This is a genomic window from Paenibacillus sp. FSL H8-0283 (genome assembly GCF_045040675.1).
Lineage (GTDB): Bacteria > Bacillota > Bacilli > Paenibacillales > Paenibacillaceae > Paenibacillus > Paenibacillus amylolyticus.
In genome coordinates this window covers 1,331,697-1,352,949 of the sequence record NZ_CP150295.1, presented here as the reverse complement: position 1 = coordinate 1,352,949, position 21,253 = coordinate 1,331,697, and the positions used below count along the sequence as shown (strand labels likewise).

The following is a 21,253-nucleotide window of genomic DNA, read 5'->3' as shown; positions in this document are numbered from 1 at the left end:
TCCCGCTTCACAACCTCATTATGCCTCACACATCTACATGCGAACATGGTAAAAGTATGACGACGACTCAATTTCTGAAATGGAGTGAATTTTCATAAGTTTAAAATGAAACCTGCTACTCATCCTGCTACAATGAAGGGATAACAAGGAGTGAATGTGCATGGCAAGAGAGAGTTTTGACAAAGAAATTCAGTTCTTACGCATGTTATCCCTAACAAGCGGTGCATATAACCGTAAACAGTATGCCGAGCGGCTTGGCATATCCGTACATACCTTTGATAAAACCAATCGCAGATTAAAAGAAATCATGCAGACCGTCGCTGACCAGCGGTCAGGTGCCGAAGCAAGCCGGGAAATGGCAGATCTCGTCCGCTTCCAATACGGGGAGTCGGCAGAGCCAATGCTGCTCTTTCTCTTCCGCGCCAAGTCGATGAAAGAGACTGAAGTTCAGCGTCTTTCTGTTCTTTTGCATACCTTACAACATAAAGCCTTAACCGCAATGGAACTGCTGGACGCCTGCTGTGCTGATCTGCCGGAGGATCTGGCGTTACCTGACGAGAAAACCATTCGCTCCGACCTGAAGTATTTGGAAGAGGTTGGGGTTATTCGAAAAGAGCCCGGTGGCAGACCGTATCGATATGCTTTACAACAGGACGTCCTTACCGAATTAACAGTGGTGGAACAGCTGGAGTTGTATGATTTTGTGGATATGATGGCGAACACCCAAGTTCCTTCCGTACAGGGGTACTTATTGCGGGACAGTTTAAAAAAAGCCATTACGGCAAGTTTCCCGCAAGAAGAAGCTACCGAACCCTATATCTACAAGTATCACTATTATTCTCGTATCCTGGATGAAGCGCATCTCTACACACTGCTTGGTGCGATTCGTCAGCGCAAGCGTGTGCAGTTCATATACTATTCACCGAAAAAACCATCCAGCTACAGTTCACAGAATACGAATCCACGTTTTGAACGGGAAGCAGATGGTCGATCCAACCGGATCGTGCCCCTTGAAGTGATCTATGACCATCAGTATGGTCGTTGGTATGTCATTGGATATCAGGGCCGCCGTGGCTTTGTGAAATTCCGCATGGAAGGTATAACCCAACTGGAGGAAGAGGAGTCAGTCGAAGAGGAATACATGCTCGAGTTGAAGCAGCAGTGGACCGACATTAGTCGCTACAGTTGGCTCGTGGATACGGGGAATACTGTGACGGTTCAAGCACGCTTTTTCCACCCGGAGCGTGGTCAGCGCAACTTCATTCTGGATCGGGTTCGTCTGCAAGGTCAATGGGGCAAAATTATACCCGAAACGGATCATACCTTTCTCTATGAAATTCAGGTCAACGGTACCACCGAGATCAAACCGTGGTTACGGAGTTTTGGCTCCAGCTGTGAAATAATCGCACCTCAGAGACTACGCCAGGAGATGATCAAGGAATGGAAGGAGATTGCGGAATATTATGAACCTGTTCGAGAAGATGTTCAATTACCAGATGATGACACGACTGAATGAAACCGGACTGTTCACCTGGACCTCACAGGAACGGGCCTGGCTTCGCATGATGCTGAATCACCCTGCTGCGAGAGAAGCGCTAAGCGCTGTAACGTTGGATAAAATGTACAACATGCTGAATGGTGAGCAGGACCTGCACCTTCAAGATTACCTGACTGAAAAAGCCAAAAGCGAAGAAAACAGTGTCTCTCACCCACTACTTCGACAGTTACGGCTAATCATTCTGCATCATCAGGGATTTCGAATGACAGGCCGCGTCCGCAATGGACGCACAAGCCAGGATGAATTCGGCTTCCCGTATAAACTGGAGTATTCCATGGTAAAAAAAGAATGGTACGTGCTCTGGTACGCGCCTCGCTTCGACAAACTCATGTCCACCAAACTGCACAGCATCGTTACCGTGGAAGCCCAGCAGGTTGAACCGGATACCGCTTCGAGTTACACTGCTCGAATTGCCGCAATTACGGAGAAGCGCAAAACGACCATCACCATCGAGGTTCTGCCTGAGTTCAATCAGGAGTTATCCCGCATCCTCTATGCCTTCTCCTGCTTCGAGAAACAGGTCGAGTACCTAGAAGCCGAGCAGACGTATCGAATCGAGCTGACCGTTCCGCGGAATGAGATGGATTATGTCTTATCCAAGATGCGTTTTCTAGGCAAACGGGTTCGAATCGCTGACCACACGATGCTGCGGGAGCGGATGTCCGAGACAGCTGCCAAGGCATTGGCCCGTTATGCAGAGACAGATTCTGTTATGCATCCCAAACACTCCAATGAAGTTCAGCACCCCCAACGCGAGGAAGGCTCTCTTGCGAAAGCCGATGGCCAATGATTTTGTAAGAGTGGGTTAACCATAACTATTGCTCAAAAGCCAAATCCATATCCATATCCATATCCATATACGAAAAAAAAGGTCTGGATGATCTCATCCAAACCTTTTTGCTATACATGCGCCTAAACTAGGTTCCACCACTGCTAGCTGCCGAGTTCCTTCTTTTGTTAATCGCGTGCACGCCCATGACCACTGCAATTAATTCATACGTGTCCAGTTGTTCCGACTGGTTATCTAATACAAATGCCCCTGAACTAAACCAGCCGCTGGTGCGACGGAAACTGGCCACGATGCGGCCACCACTGCCACTTATATCATATTCCTGCGAAAATGCTGGGGCAGACACATCATACGTACCGCGTGATCCCGCATCATATTCATACTTTTTGTTAAAGAAACTGAACCTGGCCCGAAGCACACCCAGATGTCTCCCATCTGCTGCAGTGATATCCCAACGATTCGTTAACATGCGAAATTTGCCGCTGCAGACCAATCCCGTGTTATCCGATACATCGAGCGAAGAACCAAAGACACTTTTCAAATCCAGATGCCCGGCCTGTTCCTGATTCGGATTCATAATCTCGGTGTAACCCGCGTTAAAAAAGTTATCCCTGAAGTATAGTTCCATAACGCTTCCTCCTTTCGCTTACATATCCTTTTGTTCTCTTTAAACTAATCTCGCATAAAGCACACAATATATTTATATATACGTATAATTAATGGTAATGGATTCAAAAAGTGGATTACTACTGGATGTAAAAAAACGAGCAACCCTGGTTGCTCGCATCACGTTCAAGTTATCCTGTTATCAGACTTCGACTTTTTTGTTGTTCAGGTAAATGGTAGCCCATACCAAGATGACCGCCACAATGACTTCAAATACAATGCTTCCCCACATGCCGTCCGACCATAATACACCATTGGCTGTGATTGCAATACCTGTACTTTCTTCCGTATACCGGAACATCTCATTTGGACTGAAACGTCCTGTCGTAATGATATTTTCCAACCAGCCAAGCAGATTAACGAGGACAAAGAATGCAACGATTCCAATCCATGGCCCCGTTCTCCAACGGAAGCTGCCTGCAATCGAGATCGAAAGGAAGATAATGACGGTCATGAATACCATAACCCATGCGCTAAACAGCAACAAACTAATATAATCCGAAACATGCAGACCCGAAAGATCAATATTGGTAGCCATGTTCATTCGTAGCTTCATTGAGATATAGATGTAGGCATGAGTCGCGAATATAATGACTAACCCCAACCCGCAAAGTAGTCCAAAGATCAAAGGAGACAACACATGTGATAGGCCCGTTACGGGTAACAGACGGCGATTATAAGAGCGGATATTGGACGTGTATGTTTTGATCATTTTCACATAAATAGCCACACCTACTCCAACATAACCCATAATGCCAAGCACAATCCCTGTGACCTCAGACACGAAAAGGGAAAGCCCCACTTGAGCGATAATCAAAATAACTAGCCCAGCCAGCAGTGTATTCCAGTTCCTTCTAAAGTCATACTTCAATAATGTCATCATTCCGCATAGACCTCCTTGAACATCTCATCCACACTTTTCCCATATTTCAGACGGAGCGTTTCCACTTCTTCCCGCATCACCAACTCACCCTCGCGAATAAAGACAACTTCATCAAAAATCCGTTCGATATCATTCACAAGATGCGTGGAGATGATCAGACTGCTGTCTTCATCATAGAATTTGACGATCGCATCCAGAATCTTGCCACGCGCAACCGGATCTACTCCGCCAATCGGTTCATCCAGCAAATACAGACGAGCCTTACGAGAAAGTGCCAGTGTTAGTTGTAGTCGTTCATTCATACCTTTTGACAGATGCCGTACCCGGTCACTCTCGACAAGATTCATGAAGTCCAGCATCTCCCGCGCCTTCTCTTCATCAAAATCAGCATAGAAATCGCGATAGTACGCAATCGCATCCCGCACTCTCATCCACTTCTCGGTTAATGGGCGATCCGGCATAAATGAAACCAGCGCCTTCGTCTCCAGCCCAACAGGCTTACCTGTAACTTGAATCGTTCCGCTGCTCGGATGCAACAAACCTGCAACCAGCTTCATGAGCGTACTTTTTCCACTACCATTGCTACCCAGCAGACCTACGATTCGTCCTGGAGCAATATCCAATGTAATATTACTGAGCGCTTTCTTATTGCCATATGTCTTATTGATCTGGTTCAGTTCAAGGATGTTACTCATGCGTTGTTCCTCCCTTTCCTTCCGCAACGGCATCGGCTACGATGGATAAGATATCCTGCTCTTCGATCCCCAGTTCCTGCATTCCGGTCAGAAAGCGTTCCAGCAATTCACCAGCCATCTCTTTTTTGATCGTCATAATCTTCCGCTCCTCACTGGTCACATATCTGCCCAAGCCCCGTTTGGTTTCGACCACTTCTTCCCGCTCAAGCTCCTGAAATGTCCGTTGTACTGTATTTGGATTGATCTGTAGTTCGGCCGCCAGTTCACGAACCGAAGGAATTTTGTCACCTGCCTGAAGTGTACCGGTTACAATCTGTCTCTTGATGTACTGCATGATCTGCAGATAGATTGGTAAATTGTTATCAAATTCTATAGTCACAAAGCTCTCGCCCCTCTCTGTACTGGTGTGTTAGTTACATAGTACACTAGTGAAATAGTGTTGTAAAGCCCATTTGTTAAAATATATATTCGCTCAATTGATGGGCAAGCTTCTGCTATCGATATCCATACAAAAAAAGAGCAGATCGTGAAGATCTGCTCTGCATAACTTTATTAATCGTATTGTTATCTATTTTACACGATATCTAGAGGTACACTGCCTTTAGGTGCAGGGAATGCCCCATCCAAACGGGCGAGTTCCTCTTGTGTCAAAACGATTTTCACTGCTGTTGCATTGTCTGCCACATGATTCAGCTGTACCGCCTTCGGAATCGCCAGTACATCTCCATCCCTGATCACCCAGGCTAATGCGATCTGCGAAGTCGTAACTCCTCGATCCTGCGCAATCTTCTGAATGACTGGATGCTCCAACAATTCACTTCGAAGTCTGCCACCCTGTGCCAGTGGACAATACGCCATTACAGGAACGCTCCGTTCCCGCATCCAGGGAAGCAGATCATGTTCAATACCACGCGAAGCTGCATGGTAGAGCACCTGATTCACCATGCACTGAGACCCCTCCGGCAGACTCCATAACTCCTGCATATCCCTTGTATCCAGGTTTGATACACCCCAGCGAATGATTTTACCGGATTGCTTCAATTGTTCCAAAGCCTCAACCGTCTCTTCGAGCGGTACTCCTCCACGCCAGTGAAGCAAATACAGATCCAGACGATCTGTACCAAGACGCGTGAGACTACGCTCACAAGCGGCAATCATCTGCTTGTGATCCGCATGATGGGGATACACTTTGGATACGAGAAAAACTTCATCACGATAGCCCGCGATGGCCTTTCCCGTAACAACTTCTGCCCCGCCTTCTGCATACATCTCCGCCGTATCAATCACGGTCATTCCCAGTTCAATACCGGAACGCAGTGCGCGTACTTCTTCTTGCTGGCTGGATTGTTTCTCTCCCATGTTCCATGTGCCTTGTCCTATCGCAGGCAGTGCAGTTCCATCCGGAAGTAGAATCGTGCGTGTTTGATTACCATGCATCATCTATATTCCTCCATTCTGAAGACTTATGGACATTCTGACCTCTCTAACGACGATGATATGAATCATAAATCATGTTATCACTCACATGTCTCCAGTGGCTCATCATCATGATATACAATTGATCCAGCGAAACTGTGAGGCTACTCTGGGCAACGCTGATGGTTGCATCGACCATATTACTGTTGACCGTCATCAATTTGCGTTTCATCCCGTTCTGGCGATCCAGAAAGGCTTTCTCGTCCCGCAACTTGACCCCGATCATTTTCTGTCCCATCAATTCATACATAAAAATATTCTCAACGTCTCTCCAGGCCACTGCTCCTCCTGCGGTATAAGAAGATGCATCCACAAACCCATCCTCATCGATTACAAAAGAAGGTTCCTTCTTAATCATCTTTAACAGACTGTAACAGAAACATAGCCCGAAAAACAAAATGGATAGAAGTCCAATCACATCCGAAAGGATGGAATCATTCGTAACTGAAGAACGATCAAAAATTAAAAAAAATCCGGCTGCCACAAAAAGTGCTGCCCCTGCCGTGAGCCACGCCATTCGTTTCCGGTTTGGATATTCCACATGCTGCTCATAGGATGTGCTCAACGTGACGTTCCTCCTCCATTGCGACTGAATCATACAAGTTCTATATAAACGAATGGTTATGAACCAAATACCTGAATGTAGAACAGGAATTGCATTGTACATTAAACCAAATTAACCAGTGTTAAACATTGAATTAAGACCATTTTTCGTCATTTCTGCGCTTATTCAACATTAGGATTCGTCATCCTTCGAGCAAATCCTTTAACACACCTATATGAATTGAACTAAAGAATGTTTGCATGGGTCACTCCGATGACAGAACAACCTTCCGATCGCTGTTATAAAAGTCTCCCCTCCCATCCTTAGTCATATTGTCCTGTCCCTAGCTTTCCGTTAATATAAATGGAAAGGTTAGGAAATTAACCGATTCTAATTCATGGTGGGAGGACAAACAATGATGAGTCAGCGCGGCATAACATCGGAAGATCTTTATCAGATTACATGGGTTAATGATCCAACTCCGTCCCCTCAAGGCGGACAACTGGTATATGTAAGCCGGAAAACGAATGAAGCACGTGACGGTTATTGTTCTCACCTGAGACTGCTGCATCTGGGGAGTCAGAAGGACAGGCCCTTTACTTCTGGTGAGAAGGATCATTCCCCTGCCTGGTCGCCCGATGGGTCTCAGCTTGCCTTTCTAAGAGAGGTTGATGGGAAATCCCAAGTGTGGATTATCGCATCAGATGGCGGAGAAGCACAGCAAATCAGTCACCTGAAACATGGCGTCAGTTCTCTGCTCTGGTCACCGGATGGCCATACCATACTTGCGAAATCATCCGTGGATATGAGCGGAAATGAAGAATCAGAACATACAGATCCTATAGACGATAAACCCAAACTGCTGCAAGAACATGTCGTAGACCGGATTCGCATGAAATCAGATGCCAGCGGATTATGGAACGGTAGACGTTCCCACCTCTTCGCTCTCGCACCGATCGATGCGGAAGCAATTCCTGTAACTACAGGTCATTATGACGTCGGAGACTACGCCTGGTCCCCGGACGGAACATCCATCGCTTGGATTGCGCAGATGCCTGAAGAAGGCGAGGACCATAATGATTACACCCTGACTAATCATGTGTACCTTGCCAAAGCAGACGGATCGGATGTGCAACAGTTGACCCCGGAAGGGTATACGTTCAGCCGACTGGTCTTTGCACCGGATGGACAATCTCTTGCACTGCTCGCCAGTGACCGTTCCTATGGAAATGCCACGCTTGTGAAGTTGTACACCCTTCCAATATCAGGTGGTGAACTCGTATGTCTGAGCACAGATTGGGACGTACAGTTGAATCACAGCATTGTTGGCGACATGCGATCACATCTGACAACCACGGGGCCTGTATTCAGCAGGGATGGTTCTTCAATCTTCTGTCTGGCGACCATCCATGGCAGTGTACGCATCGCCAAATTCGCTCGAGACGGCAGCAGTGCTGACTATATATGGCCTGACGAACGGGAGATTTATCAATTTGCCGAGTTGGAAAACGGGCAGATCGTTGCCGCTGTAGCCGATACACTAAATCCTGGTGATCTCTATATATATGAACAACCGGAAAATCCCGGGGTAGAACCGATTCAGCTCACCCGCAGCAATCCACAGCTTGAGGATGAGATCCATCTAAGTACACCTGAGACCTTCTGGTTCAATTCCTCAGATGGCCTACGGCTGCAAGGATGGATCATGAAACCTCATGGCATGGTCGACGGGGTCAAAATTCCGACCATTCTGGAGATTCATGGCGGCCCACACATGATGTATGGTTTTACATTTATGCACGAGTTCCAGATTCTCGCCGCACAAGGCTACGCTGTTGTGTATATCAATCCACGCGGTGGCCTCGGATACGGGCAGCAGTTTGTAGACGCATGTCGCGGAGATTACGGCGGTGGAGATTATCGCGATCTCATGGAGAGCGTGGACTATGCCCTGTCTCAATATGAGTTTATCGATGAATCCAGACTGGGCGTAACCGGAGGTAGTTATGGTGGCTTCATGACCAATTGGATTGTTGGACACACGGATCGCTTCAAGGCCGCTGTTACCCAACGTTCCATCTCCAACTGGCTATCCTTCTATGGCGTAAGTGACATTGGATATTTTTTCACGGAAGACCAGATTGGCGGTAACGCGTGGGATGACACGGAAAAACTGTGGAAACATTCTCCGCTCGCTTATGTCGGCAACGTGAGTACTCCGCTGCTCATTTTACATGGCGAACAGGATCTGCGGTGTCCAATTGAACAGGCCGAGCAATTGTTCATTGCGCTGAAAAGACGCAAGCAGACCACAAGGCTCGTTCGTTTCCCAGGGGCAAACCACGAGTTGTCCCGTGGAGGTCACCCTCACTTGAGGGTACGCCGTTTGGAGCATATTGCCGGATGGTTTAACGAGTACCTGTAGCGGACTAATATCTAGACTATTAATTCAGAGTATAGAACCAGATATGGATTCAACCCTAAAAGCCGTCCAATGAAATCTGTTATGATTTCAACGGGCGGCTTTTGCTGTTCACCTCTTATAGAAGGAAAGATTACTCTTCGCCCCACACTACGGTGATTTCATTCAGATCCTTATTGGTTGCAGACACCGAACCTGTGATGGTTACGGCATATTTGCCATCTTCACGACCCACAATGCTGAAGCCATCTGCCTGGATATCCTGAGTGTTCTGGCTCAAGTTTTTGGTCTGGTAGTAGTCTTTGTAGGATGTTCCAACGGTTAGCAACGTTTCTTTGGTTGTGTACGTGAGCACTACTTTTTTGTCACCATCCATTATGTTCTCAATGAGACTTGTTGCCTTCGCATCCTTCGGTAATGGGAAATCAGCCGGAAGATACTTGGACTTTACTCCTGCCGCCTGTGTGTTTGTACCTGTTGAGGGCGATGTCGATCCGCTGTTGCCTGTGGATGTTGACCCACCAGAAGAGCTTGAAGAACCGATGCTTACTTTATTGTTTTGGGAATCATACTTCACTTCGGTCTTTAACGCATCGGCAATCGAACGAACGGGGAGATATGTACTGCCTTGATATGTAATTGGCGCAAGCTTTTTGCCCTGGTCACCTGTCGGTGTAAATTTCTGTCCGTTCACTTCGATGGCGAGCCCATGGTTCAGATAAGCTTTGATTGTCTCCAGTTGTGTACCTGCATATACACCTGCCGATCCGGTTAACACCATGCCAAACACACCCGCAGCAATCAACCACTTTTTGCTTTTCATCCCTAAACGCCTCCTGAGTTCAAATGTCAGCCTTATGCATAATACGATTCAAGCGATCGCTCGATGTACGCGAAAGACTCATGTAGTTATGCTCATCATGTATGGGTACGAGCTTATTCGGATAACAGCCCGTTGTTCCACCAAATGTTAGCAATATAATAGCATCTGACAAGAGGTTGTAAATAATATATGAACAAAACAGGACCAAGGGCGTACAAAAATAGTCTTTGTCGTATTCCCGCTGTACTCTCGCTCGTTAAGTTGTTCTTATATGAATAAAGTCCTGAATTCCGGACCATACATATGAAGCTAATCATACACGCACAATAGTTGCGAAATTAACCAATGTATTAGATAATTATTTGTCGATTTGTGGTCGAAGGAACGGAACTCAAGGGGGATTAAATACGATGAACAACAATAACAGCACATTTGACCAGTCTATTAACCGGATCTCTACCGGATCAGAAAAATGGGATGCGCTTGAGGATATCTTCGGAGCCGCTGATGCGCTTCCGATGTGGGTGGCCGATATGGATTTTGCTGCTCCACCATCCGTCATTCAGGCCCTGAAAACACGGATGGAGCACGGGATTTTTGGTTATACAGTACGGACTGAGGCGTATCATGCAGCTGTTGCAGGCTGGATGGAACGGCGTCACAACTGGAAAATTAACGATGACTGGATCGTATTCACTCCAGGTATTGTGCCCGCACTCAGCATTGCTGTACAACGATTCACCGATCCTGGAGATGCTGTAGTCATCCAAACCCCGGTGTATGCTCCCTTCTATGAAGTAGTACGTGGTCAGGGCCGTGAACTGATCACCAATCCTTTGGTAGAGAATAACGGTCATTACACGCTGGATCTGGAACAACTGGAATCCAGCTTACAGACCGGTCGGGTCAAAATGCTGATTCTGTGCAGTCCTCATAACCCGGTTGGACGGGTATGGACTCGTGAAGAGCTTGAAGGGCTTACGTCATTGTGTCTGCAATACAACGTACTGATGGTTTCAGATGAAATCCATGCCGATCTTGTTCATCAGCGCGGAACTCATACACCACTGACCCTGATCTCGGACGCCGTCTCTGATCTAAGCATCATCTGTACGGCTCCAAGCAAAACGTTCAACATTCCTGGCCTCTGCACATCCAATATCATCATCCCCAATGCCAAGTTGCGGGAATCGTTCGCGCAGGGTGTAAAAACGATGGGACTTGCCAATATCAGCACATTGGGGGCTGTTGCAACCGAAGCTGCTTACAATGATGCCGAGGAATGGCTGGATGAGTGTCTTGCCTATATCCGTGGAAATATGGAGTATGTACAGCAATATGTTGCGGAACACATGCCTCAGATTAAGATGCATCTGCCCGAAGCGACCTATCTGTTATGGATGGATTTCCGGGAGCTGAATATCCCACATGCACAACTATGCAATATGCTTCTTCATGAAGCAGGGCTTGCTTTCAATGACGGGAGCTTCTTTGGAACAGAGGGCTCAGGGTTCATGCGCATTAATGTAGCCTGTCCACGTTCCACGGTTGAAGAGGCGATGCGCAGGTTATCTGTGTTGTTAAGCAATGTGTCGGGCAAATAAGCTGTCAGTTACATCTATGTACGTTGCGAACAAAACGTGTACTGTTTGTTAAATGGTGAATATTTGTCAAAATAGAAAAAGGGGTGCCCCGTAGTCAAGTCCATGACTCATATTCATGGTCAATGACTTCACAAGGGGCACCCCTTTTGTATTCGATCATTTTATTTATTCAAAACATAATTAAAATTACAGTCACATCGATATCGGCATCGGTGTAATTCTGTCGCACAACCTGTTCAACAAATCCCGATCATGGCTTATGATCAATAGCCCCAGATCACGCTGGCGAGCCACTTCCATCACGGTATGCCATATCTGTGCCTGAGTGATTGCATCCAGCATCGTTGTCATCTCATCTGCGATCACATAACGTGTCGCTGTGCCAAGCGCCCGCGCCACACAGAAACGTTGCAGTTCTCCACCTGATAATTCAGTCGGCCTACGGTCCAACCAGGTCTGCTGAATACCCAAAGCTTCGAGCAACTGTTCATCCTGCACAGACGCCTCCTGAAGTACACGACGCATCCGCCAGCGTGGATTCACAGCCTTCTCCGGGTGCTGGAATACCAGCTGAACCGGACATACTCCTGTACGTGGGAGTGGGTTCCCATCCAGAAGCACTTGTCCTGCCACAGGTTCGGCATATCCTGCAAGGATGCGTCCAAGGCTTGTTTTTCCACAGCCACTTGGTCCCCACAAGCCAACGACTTCGCCTTGTTTCACCTGCATATTCATCTGCTGGAACACCCACGATTTCGGATCATAACGGTAACTCACGTCCCGTGCTTCAAGTGACATGGAAACACCTCACTTCTCCGCCCCGTACCTTACGAAGTTCTGGACGTTCGCGGGTACATGCAACGGTTGCTACGCTACATCGGGGAGCAAATGAACATCCTGTCGTGATCTCTTGACCTGCCAACGGCTGGGAGCCTGGGAGTGGCTGAAATCCGTTCTGCGGCAACGCATTCCAGAGCGCTTTTGTATATGGATGACGCAGACGTTCTCCATTCCCTTTAAAATCATCCACCTGCGCCGCCTCTACATTGGTCCCCGCATAAAATACAGCGATACGATCGGCTGCCATCAGGGCTGTCGTGACATCATGGGTGATCCACAGGATACCTACGCCTTGATTTGCAAGCTCGCGAAATTGCTTCATCGTCTCGGCCAGCACTTCGGGATGAATGCCTGGTGTCGGCTCATCTGCAATGATCAGCTTGGGCTGACCTGAGGTCGCTGTCGCCATCAACACCCGCCTTGCCATACCTCCAGACAACTCAAACGGGTATTTCCCGGCTGTTCCTTGAGGAAGATGATAACGATCCGTCAGCTCCTGCTCCGTCTTTTTCATATGGGATCGAGCTATGAAGCGGCTCTTCCGTCCCAAATCCAGGGTTACCGGCTGAACTTGTCTTCCCACCTTCATCAGCGGGTCCAAATAACTGACGGATTGTGGAATCAACACCAGTTCGTCTCCACGCAGATGAAGCTGCCGCTCTGGGGTTAAAGGCTCGCTATTATAGCTAATACGTCCCTCTAACCTGGCATTGGCAGGCAGAATGCCCATGATGGCCTGCGCCAGCACACTTTTACCCGATCCACTTGCGCCTACAACAGCCACGATCTCGCCCTCGTTTATGGAAAGATTCAGATTCTGAATGACATAAGTCTGTTCGCGTCCAAACCAACCACGAGCGCGCCGAAATGACACCGACACTCCCTCAATATCAAGCAGAGCCATATTTACCTCACCTCCCTTGAACTACCTGTACCCGTCAATGTCTTCAGACTGTTGCCCAATACATCAAAAGCACGAACAACCAGCAACAATGCCAGTCCCGGGAAAAAGGCGAGCCACCACATGCCAGCAGATAAATATCTCATCGACTCTGACAAAATAATTCCGATTGCCGGTTGTTGTGGGGACAACCCCAGCCCCAGAAACGTAATGGCTGCCTCATGCAGAATCGCATGGGGAAAGATTAGCAATATGCCCACGAACAGCTGCGGGACCAGATGTGGCAGCATATGTTGCATCGCAATCTGTAACCTCGATTGGCCCAACTTGTGTGAAACCTGAATGTATTCTGCGGATTTCAGTTGAATCATCTCCGCTCTTACAATCCGGGCCAGATTCGGCCAATGCGTCAGCGCAATCGCTGCCGCCACTCCTGCCAAACCTCCACCGAATACAAAGGCCAGCATAACTAGCGATACCAGATGAGGTACACTCAGGAACAGGTCGATAATCCATGAGATTACCCGGTCAGCAGCCTTGCTTGAAGCGGCAGCCAAACCCAATAGCAGTGCGATCAATCCGCCACCACATGCAGCGAGCAATCCCACTTGAATGCTGGTTGCCAATCCTTTTAACGTACGCATGAACATATCTCTTCCGAGCCAATCTGTGCCAAATGGATGTGCCCAGGTTGGAGCCAAATTCCGATCCATTAGTGAAGTCAGCGTAGAACCAGCCGGAAGCAGTCTGCCCGTCAACCATACAACGGCAATCCAGATCACCGCGAGGCTTCCCCAGATCACCGCTCTTTGGCGAGGGTTGCGGAAATTTTGGTCTCTGGCAGCCGTATGATCTTTTCTCGATGGGCGTGAGGTTCCTGTTCCATTCCCAGCTTGTAGAGACCCGGTATTAATGTTGTACCGTACCTCTTGATTCGCAGTTTTCACTTTCTGTATTTTGGCTGTTTCTGTCGTCTGCTCGGAGGAGCGTTCTACCGTCTGCTTCATGACATCAGCTCCTCCTTCATCCGTGGATCAATCAAGCGATACAGAATGTCGGCAACCATATTACCTGTGAAAACAAAAATCGCACTGCACATCACAAGTCCAAGCAGCAGTGGAACATCTCCACGCAACCCCGCCTGAACCGTCGCCTGACCAAGGCCGGGGTATGAAAAAACCTGTTCTGCAAGCACAGCCCCACCAAACAGTTCACTGAACGAAGCAAACTGCAGCGTGATGGCTGGCAAAACAACATGTCTGAACCCATGTCGACGGAACAGCTGAAATCCACGCTCACCTCGCGCTCTCGCAAACAGAATATAATCTGACTCGAGCACATCTGTGAGCTTCTGCCGGGTATGCAAAGCAATAGAGGCTACCCCGGTCAGGCTGAGAGTCAACGCTGGCAGAATCATATGAATAGCCCGATCTCCCCATGTGACCTGATCAGCCGACAGCCCTGCGGGTACCCCAAGACCAACTGGAAGCCATCCGAGCCACACCCCAAATACCATCAGCAGCAACAGCGCAATCCAGAATACCGGCGTGGAGGCCAGCGTATAACAATACCAACAGATCAGGCGATCCAGCTTCGAATCCCGTCTCATGGCGGCAACTACACCAAGAGTGAAACCAATGATGCCGGATAATATCCAAGCCACAGCCATAAGCGCAACAGAATTCATGAACCGTTCCTGGATAATATCCGCTACAGGCTGTCTGTAGATCATTGATGTCCCCAGATCTCCCTGAATCAGCGCTTGTCCCCAGGTTAGTAATCGTTCCACGGGAGATTCATTCAATCCCCAACGTTCTTCGATTAAACTGCGCTGTTCGGCGCTTACTCTAATCATGTCTCCACCAATGTAGGCTTCGATCGGGTCCACAGGAGAGAATTGCATTAATATAAAAGACAACACACTGACTCCAACCAATAAAGATACAAGTCGCAACACTTTAAAACCAACAAATCTGGCCCATCCATTCCTGCCCGTCATCCAATCTCTCCCCAATTCAGGCTAAAGCTACCGGTACGTTTCCTACTTTGTACTGTTATCCCAGGACCATTCCTCCAGATTGGTTGTCACCGGCCAGCCGTGACCATGAGGATGGATCTGCTGCTCACCAATGTTCAGTCCATTCGTAACCAGATACAGATGATCTATATTTACGAGCCATGCCCATGGCGCATCACCCTGATAACTGAAACCTGTTGTTCCATCCCATTCCGCTTTCTGCCAGAATGGCAATGCCTCTTCTTCACTGGTGGCCTGAAGGGCTTTGTCCATCCAAGAATCCACGACAGGATTACTGTACAGCCCCACATTGTAATACCCTTCTCCCTTATGAGTACTGCTATAGAGGTTATAGGTTTCCAAAGGATCATGACTGCCCCACCCAAACAATACAGCGTTGGAGTAAGCCATCTTTTTTGTCTCTTCACGGCTTTTGCCTTCAACATTGATTTTGATTCCCGCCTGAGCTACCATATCCGCAGCAGCCAGTGCCAGAGATTGTCTTGTTAAATCACCTGCAAAATAAAGCAGATTGAATTCGGCCTTAACGCCGTTTTTCTCGACGATACCATCACCATCCGCATCCACCCAGCCACCAGACGCCAGAATGCGCTTCGCTTCTTCGAGACTGGCATCTGTAAATACAGCTTCTGCATTGCTCCAAGGCAGATCATCACTGACGGAATACGCTGGACGACCGTACCCTTCCAGTACACCCTCAACCAAAGCCTCACGATCAATCACGACATTCACCGCTTGGCGAATGGCCAGATCGGATGTCACATCATTCCCTGCGGGAAGACCATCGCCCGACTTGGCACCAGCAGGTTGCATGGGGAACATGATGCCCCGGTTATCTACGGTTTTCACGGCCTCCAATGTCATGCCATTCACCTGTTGCTTGCTAAACGCTGCCGGGATAGCAGCGATATCCACCGTACCTGCCTGTGCAGCGGCATAGGCCGCATCTTCATCCAGATAGAGGAAGGTGAGTTTGTGGAATGCAGACTTGTTACCGTAATATTCTTCATTGGCCTCAACGATAGCCTGTTGTCCTTTGTCCCACTGAACCAGCTTGTACGGTCCTGATCCGACCGGATGTTCTGCATAATCGGCACCATAGGCGTGTTCAGGCACAATGCCAAGTGTCGTCAGCAGACTGATGAATGTAGACTGCGGCGACTTCAGTGTAAATACAACCGTGCTATTATCAGGTGCCTGCACATCAGCCATATTCGTCAAATCAATCACAGACCCACTCTTGGCAGCTGTTTCAAACGTAAATTTTACATCCTCAGCCGTCAGGGGTTCCCCATCAGAGAATTTCACATCGTTCCGGAGTGTAACCGTCCAGGTCAGCCCATCTTCACTAACTGAGTATGCCGTAGCCAGATCGTTAACCAGTTGTAACTTGGCATCCCGCTTCAGCAAGGTACTCTGGAAAAGTGGTGACCCATATTGCCCCCATCCGGTTGTTGGATCAAACCCACCTTCCGGCTCGGTGCCAACGGCCAGCACCAATTCGTCTTTGGTTAAGGCTGTACCTGACTGTCCATTCTCTGCTGACGAAGCTGTTGGCGCTGTGCCCTGTGCACAACCAGATAAACCAATGGAACATACAAGTAAAATGCCTAATCCTGTTCTACCTTTTCGTTTTCCCCATCTCCATAAAAATCTGCCCATTCTGGTCGTTCCCCCTCTAAATATGTGCTTCACTCCCTTTTTTCGTGTTACTTTTTAGAGAAATTGTAGCACAAAATATAAATCATATGTCAATAAAGTTAACTTCAAAATCCATATTTTTTCATATTTCAGATAAAAATCCGGATAAACTCTATAATCGAGCATCTGTATTGCTTATATAGAGTTAGGTATTATAACAAATAACAAAAAACAGACCGTTGGCATCTTGAATTGAGATGTCATAGCTCGGATGACGCACAAAAGTTTCGGAACCAAAGAAGAACTAAATAACATAAAAATTAAATTATTATAAAACTTTCTTCATTTTTTGTTGTTATATATTATAAGAGTTGGAAAAGGATGTAGTATGTAATGTATTACATACTACATCCTTTTCCTGCTCATAAAAAACCATGGTGAAAAAATGTCTAAGAGTAAGGTGAAATTATTTGGATTAAGATTGGCTGCATCTCTTATGTTTTCTAAGTGACTAGCTCATCTTTATATGAGCTCCTGTTTCTGTTGAACCAAAAGAAGGATTGTTTTTTGCTACCACTGAAGAAATTAGCAAAAACGTGGCACAGTCAAACATTGTACTAGAGAAACCTAGTTCTGATTTACATGCCCTTAATGATTACAGCTCTTTCCCATATGATGTAAAGGAATTTGCAATCAACCCTGAAATGAGATCATTCTTACAAAAAGCACTTCAAGGCGGGAAAAAGGTTTACTTATATGGTGGGCTGACTTCGGGGAAATATGAGGAGCTTTTAAACCAACCGTTAGAGTTTAAAGTAAGTAATGAAGCTGAGGGGGGAAGTAAGATCGCTCGTCATTAAATGATGTTCAACAAAACGAAGGTGAACTAAAAAGCGGCCTAAGAGAAACAACCGAACAAGAGATTGTGGGTTATACACTCGAGGATAAAACTATAAATTGTTGTTGCTTAACTATCAAAACATGAATGAAAACGGAAACGAAATACCTACGGATGCATCAATTATTTTAAATCAAATCGTCAATCACGAAGAAAGAGCGAATCAAATTACTCCTTCTGCTACTATTATAAAAAGTAATACAACTGATATTAGGACTGTTGTCGGCCTTTATGGACAATATAGTGGTGAAATGGTTACTCAATGGTTTCTGTACAAAGAGAATAATGAGTCAGATCCAAAATTTGATTATTTCGCAATCAAAGATATTATTCGAATAAACAAACTTGGGCTCTACCAATTCCAAGAAGTTAACAGTTACTCATGATGTCATTTACGCAAAAGATGATTTATATAGTGCTTCTCCTAAAACCTCAAGTAGTGGACCTTACACAGTTTCATTTGCGTATCCGTGGGGTTTAGAGTGGAGTTTTACTTACGATGGTAATCCCAACATTTCTGTCACAGAGAACACAAGTGCAGATACAGCAAAGTGGATAATCACACCTGGTTTCTTAAAGAATCTCCAAGGATCAGATAGACTTGAATTAGGTAGCAGCTGGAAAGCAAATCCTGCATCTACTTACACCGGAGTACAGGTCAGTCATGTTTCGGAATGGCACAGTGCCATTGATCGATTTAAGTAACACATTCAATGTGGGGGTATAATTGGTAATGAGTAAATTCCAAAAAATTGTGTCTGTTCTGCTGGTTCTGATAATTGTCTTACTGTGTCTTAACTATTTTGAGATACGGTACAGCAATAAATTACAAAATATTATCATTGAGCATTTGTACAATCATAAATCCTAAAACAAATTTAATTACAAAAGGCCACCTACATCTTAAATTGTTCCCTGTAAAGTAAACAGTAAAAAAACAAAAAATGAGTTCATTTAGATGCCTTAGTTCGGATGACGTGCTAAGGCATCTTGTTTATGCAGCTCGTCCGTATTCGTTCGGAGATACACAGCTCAAATGCTCTGTGTAACGGTAGTTTCTTAGTAGCACAATATACCTGTGAATCACGCTGTGAAGATCTTAGTAGTGCCCTAGATATAATAATTTTTAACTTATACGTTCCCCAAAATCGTTCAATCGGTTGGTTATCCAGACAGCGACTTACACGAAACTTCCTCTTCGTTTATCCGTACTTCAACTGAAGATGGTTCTACTCACGAGACATGTGCTGAAAGCCTCTGTCACTCTGGATCATAGGCAGCACACCTGAATGTTTGACATACGCCTTTTTCAAGGTATCCATCACGAGTTTATTATCTGCGTGGGATGAGTACCTATGAAACAAGACGCTTCACTTTCTAGCATGCACACTTTACATTTTTTTGGAAGAAGTTAAATTGTGCACTCCCTATTCGTTCTTGAGCTTTTTTTTTACGTCCCTTAATCACAGGAGACCGTTTTTTTCCCTTTATGAGCAGGTTTACATTCGATCCCCTGAGTATCGGTTTTCGGTACCTTTAACCCGTCCAATCCATGTACTCTGTATCCTGGACTGAATTCTTGCTTACCCCAAAGTGTTTAGCTTCTACATTCGGATTGAATTGGAGCTCAAGACAGCTTTGTACGATGTGTAATTTAATTTCTAAAGAAACCGGACTTAGTTAAGACATAAGAAAACTCCCCTCATCGTAGACGTAGAAGTTTGTTTTCTCTGCTGTCTACGATGAAGGGAGCATATCACATCTAACCAATGGTCTGTTTTAATTACATTCGCTATTTTTTAAAAACTTCACTCGTATTTGTCTTACTCCGTAGAGCGATGATGATGATGGCTGTGACCATGCTGACCCGCACTTTGATTGTGGTCCAGACTTTGATTCAGATTGCCATCCTGACCGCTACTCTGAGCATGAGCCAGTTTATTAAGTTCATCCACATAAGTCACAGACAGCTCCGCATACAATACCCCTTTTTGTACCTGGATCTGTTGATGCAAATGACGCAATCGTCCCAGGTTACCCCGTACGGCAATTACCTCCAGGCATTGGTCATGGTTCAGGTGCACGTGCATATTGGAAATGATGTCATGATGCGCCTCATGCTGGAGCTCCATCAAACGAATGGGAAGATCACTGATATGGTGATCGTAGACCATAACAATGGTGCCGGCCACATCCTGATCGGATTGTAATGCAGAAGGTTGCAGTAATGTTTTGCGAACAAGATCACGGAAAGCCTCAGATCGGTTTTTGTATCCCTGTTCCTCAATATACTGGTCAAACTGCTCAATTAGAGGTGTAGGAAACGCCACCCCGAACCGGGTCAAATCTTCTTTATCTGCCATACTTCTCCTCCTGCGCCCTCATTTGCTTCGAGTGTACCACAGACTTGTCTGCTCATCGACTATACTGTTGCATGAATCGTACTGCCGAATGTATCGCCTGTTGTCCAGCGTCACTCTCCAGATCAAATTGATAATCATGTCCCAGCTTCTCTGATGAGTTTGAGAAAAACAAGGTTTCCACCTCAACATCAAGGCGCTTCAATACTTGTGCCAGCTCAATCGATTGACTGGTCAACGGGTCATCATTGCCTGAGGTAATAAATGCAGGCGGGTACGCTGCTGTGGCCTGAAGCACGGTCGACATTTCATGCAGTCGTGGATAGTCTTCGAATGTTTTGACTCCCGTATATGACCAGAGAAATGTCCGTATGAGTGGAAAGCCTGTATTGGCTACCGTGCTTAGATTGTATGGACCACAGAATAGCAGAACCCCACGCAACTCTTCCGGCTGGGCGGCTGGTGTTATGTTCATCAGCTTGGCGAGAGATGGATTGGTCACCACTGCCGCAGTCTGACTTGCAATCTGGGCACCTGCCGAATTGCCTGCGAGAAATATGTTTTCCGGGTCACCGTGATACTCACTGACATGGTTCTTCACGTAAGTCAAAGCCTGATTCGTCTGGATCACGGGAATGGGATATTTCGTATCCGGTGCGAGCGCATAATTCATACTGACCACAACGTAACCCTGTTTGGCTAATTGTACGGCATAATCTGCGATATCCTTTTTGTCACCCAAGACCCATCCACCACCATGAACCCACAACACAACAGGCAAAGGTTCCGATGTTACGGAAGGATAATAGATATCCAGTGTACTGTCATTACGCCCTTCGTCTGCATAGGGTACATCCACAACACGAGTTATCCCACCCGAGAGCATAGTGTCCTTGCTATTTGTGTCTGTATTAGCAGTTTCAATTAATGATTTTAATAAAAATACCGTTATTTTGGGTGTCCATTGTGTACCAATCCCAATAAAACCTATGATCAAAATTAGTACAACGCTGGGAATCCAGTAACGTTTACGTTTAAAACCTTTTGCCCCCGTACGTTTCGTTTCCAACTTGGACTGCAATAGCTCCACCTCGTTCCATCATCATCGAAGCGT

Annotated in this window: 20 protein-coding genes; 6 read left to right on the top strand and 14 right to left on the bottom strand. The window is 46.5% G+C overall.

Annotated features, from left to right (window positions below; all coding sequences use genetic code 11):
* Positions 1-160 precede the first annotated feature (160 nt).
* Together MHI52_RS06055 and MHI52_RS06050 are read left to right on the top strand one after the other, a co-directional pair.
* Positions 161-1,516 carry a WYL domain-containing protein gene (locus MHI52_RS06055; protein WP_340983277.1) on the top strand — a complete coding sequence of 452 codons (1,356 nt, stop codon included), beginning with the start codon at positions 161-163 and terminating at the stop codon, positions 1,514-1,516.
* Positions 1,464-2,348, top strand: a complete 885-nt coding sequence (locus MHI52_RS06050; RefSeq protein WP_340983278.1) for a WYL domain-containing protein — start codon at positions 1,464-1,466, stop codon at positions 2,346-2,348. Before MHI52_RS06055 ends, MHI52_RS06050 begins: the two co-directional genes overlap by 53 nt.
* A gap of 127 nt (positions 2,349-2,475) precedes the next feature.
* Here MHI52_RS06050 and MHI52_RS06045 read toward each other — a convergent pair whose 3' ends face one another.
* From MHI52_RS06045 to MHI52_RS06020, 6 genes are all read right to left on the bottom strand, one after another.
* Complete coding sequence (locus tag MHI52_RS06045; RefSeq protein ID WP_076251264.1) at positions 2,476-2,976, bottom strand: hypothetical protein; 501 nt, start codon at positions 2,974-2,976, stop codon at positions 2,476-2,478.
* A gap of 180 nt (positions 2,977-3,156) precedes the next feature.
* Complete coding sequence (locus MHI52_RS06040) at positions 3,157-3,897, bottom strand: hypothetical protein (protein ID WP_036672426.1); 741 nt, start codon at positions 3,895-3,897, stop codon at positions 3,157-3,159.
* Positions 3,894-4,592 (bottom strand): ABC transporter ATP-binding protein, encoded by a 699-nt coding sequence (locus MHI52_RS06035; protein WP_017690291.1) that lies wholly within the window; start codon positions 4,590-4,592, stop codon positions 3,894-3,896. The genes MHI52_RS06040 and MHI52_RS06035 overlap by 4 nt, the downstream gene beginning before the upstream one ends.
* Entirely contained in the window at positions 4,585-4,971 is a 387-nt protein-coding gene (locus MHI52_RS06030; protein ID WP_036606428.1) for a GntR family transcriptional regulator, read from the bottom strand. The genes MHI52_RS06035 and MHI52_RS06030 overlap by 8 nt, the downstream gene beginning before the upstream one ends.
* A 194-nt stretch (positions 4,972-5,165) precedes the next feature.
* Positions 5,166-6,029, bottom strand: coding sequence for an aldo/keto reductase (locus MHI52_RS06025; protein WP_405159361.1), 864 nt, complete (start codon positions 6,027-6,029; stop codon positions 5,166-5,168).
* A gap of 46 nt (positions 6,030-6,075) precedes the next feature.
* Complete coding sequence (locus tag MHI52_RS06020) at positions 6,076-6,633, bottom strand: STM3941 family protein (protein WP_405158669.1); 558 nt, start codon at positions 6,631-6,633, stop codon at positions 6,076-6,078.
* Positions 6,634-7,027: 394 nt separating this feature from the next.
* On the opposite strand from MHI52_RS06020, the gene MHI52_RS06015 reads away from it, so the two are divergent.
* Entirely contained in the window at positions 7,028-9,037 is a 2,010-nt protein-coding gene (locus MHI52_RS06015; RefSeq protein ID WP_405158668.1) for a prolyl oligopeptidase family serine peptidase, read from the top strand.
* A gap of 130 nt (positions 9,038-9,167) precedes the next feature.
* Here MHI52_RS06015 and MHI52_RS06010 read toward each other — a convergent pair whose 3' ends face one another.
* Positions 9,168-9,857, bottom strand: a complete 690-nt coding sequence (locus MHI52_RS06010) for a stalk domain-containing protein (protein WP_053061461.1) — start codon at positions 9,855-9,857, stop codon at positions 9,168-9,170.
* Between the two features lie 410 nt (positions 9,858-10,267).
* On the opposite strand from MHI52_RS06010, the gene MHI52_RS06005 reads away from it, so the two are divergent.
* Positions 10,268-11,461 (top strand): MalY/PatB family protein, encoded by a 1,194-nt coding sequence (locus tag MHI52_RS06005; protein ID WP_340983281.1) that lies wholly within the window; start codon positions 10,268-10,270, stop codon positions 11,459-11,461.
* 192 nt (positions 11,462-11,653) lie between these two features.
* On the opposite strand, the gene MHI52_RS06000 is transcribed toward MHI52_RS06005, so the two are convergent.
* From MHI52_RS06000 to MHI52_RS05980, 5 genes are read right to left on the bottom strand one after another with little or no spacing between them, the layout of a single operon-like run.
* Positions 11,654-12,259 carry an ABC transporter ATP-binding protein gene (locus MHI52_RS06000; protein ID WP_282319203.1) on the bottom strand — a complete coding sequence of 202 codons (606 nt, stop codon included), beginning with the start codon at positions 12,257-12,259 and terminating at the stop codon, positions 11,654-11,656.
* Positions 12,249-13,205: an ABC transporter ATP-binding protein gene (locus tag MHI52_RS05995; protein ID WP_340983283.1), complete on the bottom strand. Its 957-nt coding sequence runs from the start codon at positions 13,203-13,205 to the stop codon at positions 12,249-12,251. Before MHI52_RS05995 ends, MHI52_RS06000 begins: the two co-directional genes overlap by 11 nt.
* Before the next feature lie 2 nt (positions 13,206-13,207).
* Entirely contained in the window at positions 13,208-14,209 is a 1,002-nt protein-coding gene (locus MHI52_RS05990) for an ABC transporter permease (protein WP_340983284.1), read from the bottom strand.
* Entirely contained in the window at positions 14,206-15,201 is a 996-nt protein-coding gene (locus MHI52_RS05985) for an ABC transporter permease (protein ID WP_340983285.1), read from the bottom strand. Before MHI52_RS05985 ends, MHI52_RS05990 begins: the two co-directional genes overlap by 4 nt.
* 42 nt (positions 15,202-15,243) lie before the next feature.
* The gene (locus MHI52_RS05980) at positions 15,244-16,902 is read right to left on the bottom strand and encodes an ABC transporter substrate-binding protein (RefSeq protein WP_127547203.1); all 1,659 of its coding nucleotides are present in this window, start codon (positions 16,900-16,902) and stop codon (positions 15,244-15,246) included.
* Between the two features lie 575 nt (positions 16,903-17,477).
* Here MHI52_RS05980 and MHI52_RS05975 point away from each other — a divergent pair.
* Together MHI52_RS05975 and MHI52_RS05970 are read left to right on the top strand one after the other, a co-directional pair.
* On the top strand, positions 17,478-17,741 hold the full coding sequence (locus tag MHI52_RS05975; protein ID WP_340983286.1) for a hypothetical protein: 264 nt from the start codon (positions 17,478-17,480) through the stop codon (positions 17,739-17,741).
* A gap of 121 nt (positions 17,742-17,862) precedes the next feature.
* On the top strand, positions 17,863-18,165 hold the full coding sequence (locus MHI52_RS05970; RefSeq protein ID WP_164783214.1) for a hypothetical protein: 303 nt from the start codon (positions 17,863-17,865) through the stop codon (positions 18,163-18,165).
* Between the two features lie 1,437 nt (positions 18,166-19,602).
* On the opposite strand, the gene nikR is transcribed toward MHI52_RS05970, so the two are convergent.
* Positions 19,603-20,142, bottom strand: coding sequence for a nickel-responsive transcriptional regulator NikR (gene nikR, locus MHI52_RS05965; RefSeq protein ID WP_076319425.1), 540 nt, complete (start codon positions 20,140-20,142; stop codon positions 19,603-19,605).
* A 52-nt stretch (positions 20,143-20,194) separates the two neighbouring features.
* Positions 20,195-21,208 carry an alpha/beta hydrolase gene (locus MHI52_RS05960; protein ID WP_340983288.1) on the bottom strand — a complete coding sequence of 338 codons (1,014 nt, stop codon included), beginning with the start codon at positions 21,206-21,208 and terminating at the stop codon, positions 20,195-20,197.
* Positions 21,209-21,253: the final 45 nt, after the last annotated feature.

What these genes read in the sequence shown, in the direction of transcription:
- MHI52_RS06055 (WP_340983277.1), top strand. Translation starts at nt 161, where the DNA reads ATGGCAAGAGAGAGTTTTGACAAAGAAATTCAGTTCTTACGCATGTTA.
- MHI52_RS06050 (WP_340983278.1), top strand. Translation starts at nt 1,464, where the DNA reads ATGAACCTGTTCGAGAAGATGTTCAATTACCAGATGATGACACGACTG.
- MHI52_RS06045 (WP_076251264.1), bottom strand. Translation starts at nt 2,976, where the DNA reads ATGGAACTATACTTCAGGGATAACTTTTTTAACGCGGGTTACACCGAG.
- MHI52_RS06040 (WP_036672426.1), bottom strand. Translation starts at nt 3,897, where the DNA reads ATGATGACATTATTGAAGTATGACTTTAGAAGGAACTGGAATACACTG.
- MHI52_RS06035 (WP_017690291.1), bottom strand. Translation starts at nt 4,592, where the DNA reads ATGAGTAACATCCTTGAACTGAACCAGATCAATAAGACATATGGCAAT.
- MHI52_RS06025 (WP_405159361.1), bottom strand. Translation starts at nt 6,029, where the DNA reads ATGCATGGTAATCAAACACGCACGATTCTACTTCCGGATGGAACTGCA.
- MHI52_RS06015 (WP_405158668.1), top strand. Translation starts at nt 7,028, where the DNA reads ATGATGAGTCAGCGCGGCATAACATCGGAAGATCTTTATCAGATTACA.
- MHI52_RS06010 (WP_053061461.1), bottom strand. Translation starts at nt 9,857, where the DNA reads ATGAAAAGCAAAAAGTGGTTGATTGCTGCGGGTGTGTTTGGCATGGTG.
- MHI52_RS06005 (WP_340983281.1), top strand. Translation starts at nt 10,268, where the DNA reads ATGAACAACAATAACAGCACATTTGACCAGTCTATTAACCGGATCTCT.
- MHI52_RS06000 (WP_282319203.1), bottom strand. Translation starts at nt 12,259, where the DNA reads ATGTCACTTGAAGCACGGGACGTGAGTTACCGTTATGATCCGAAATCG.
- MHI52_RS05995 (WP_340983283.1), bottom strand. Translation starts at nt 13,205, where the DNA reads ATGGCTCTGCTTGATATTGAGGGAGTGTCGGTGTCATTTCGGCGCGCT.
- MHI52_RS05990 (WP_340983284.1), bottom strand. Translation starts at nt 14,209, where the DNA reads ATGAAGCAGACGGTAGAACGCTCCTCCGAGCAGACGACAGAAACAGCC.
- MHI52_RS05985 (WP_340983285.1), bottom strand. Translation starts at nt 15,201, where the DNA reads ATGACGGGCAGGAATGGATGGGCCAGATTTGTTGGTTTTAAAGTGTTG.
- MHI52_RS05980 (WP_127547203.1), bottom strand. Translation starts at nt 16,902, where the DNA reads ATGGGCAGATTTTTATGGAGATGGGGAAAACGAAAAGGTAGAACAGGA.
- MHI52_RS05970 (WP_164783214.1), top strand. Translation starts at nt 17,863, where the DNA reads ATGAATGAAAACGGAAACGAAATACCTACGGATGCATCAATTATTTTA.
- nikR (WP_076319425.1), bottom strand. Translation starts at nt 20,142, where the DNA reads ATGGCAGATAAAGAAGATTTGACCCGGTTCGGGGTGGCGTTTCCTACA.